This window comes from Paenibacillus sp. EKM206P, from assembly GCF_011066155.1.
In the GTDB taxonomy this organism is placed as follows: Bacteria; Bacillota; Bacilli; order Paenibacillales; family Paenibacillaceae; genus Paenibacillus; species Paenibacillus polymyxa_D.
Genome location: NZ_JAAMNQ010000064.1, coordinates 1 through 606 on the forward strand (window position 1 = coordinate 1; position 606 = coordinate 606).

Annotated in this window: 1 protein-coding gene; it reads right to left on the minus strand. The window is 51.2% G+C overall.

Annotated features, from left to right (window positions below):
• Nucleotides 1-606 (minus strand): condensation domain-containing protein (locus tag G9G53_RS25690; protein ID WP_238794865.1); only part of this gene is annotated, 606 nt, incomplete at both ends.

The following is a 606-nucleotide window of genomic DNA, read 5'->3' on the forward strand; positions in this document are numbered from 1 at the left end:
TACGCTCACCGTCGCAGTGTCTCTGATTAGAGAATGTTGTCCCTCCGCTCTCTCTTGATCCTTAGGCAACGATGCAATTTCCATTTGAGCGAGATGCTGCCAATATTCGCGTTCATTTTCGATCGCCGGGCTATTCGCATATTGAGACAAACGTTCTGCCCAGTCGGAGAAAGAGTCCGTTTTATATGGCAGGCGAATCGCTTCTCCCCGCACGGCCTGCTCATACCCCGTGGCAAAATCCTCAAACACAATCCGCCACGAAATCCCGTCTATGACCAAATGGTGAATGGCAATCAGTAAATGATCTCCATCCATGCAGCGGAAAAGTCCCAGCTTCACCAGCGGTCCTTCGTCCAGACGAATGGAACTTTGGATGGCATTGGCTTTCATTTCAATCGCCACCGTCACATCTGCCGCGTCTTCGACACCCGTCAAATCAACAACGTCCAGACTGTACAGCTGACCTTCGTTCACACCGCGATTCCACGCTTCATAGCCCTGTTCCGTCTGACGAAAGACCATACGTAGCGCATCATGATGCTCCGTCACCTGGGTCACCGTTTGATGCAATGCGGCTTCATCGAATCCTTGTGCTCTATACAGCAT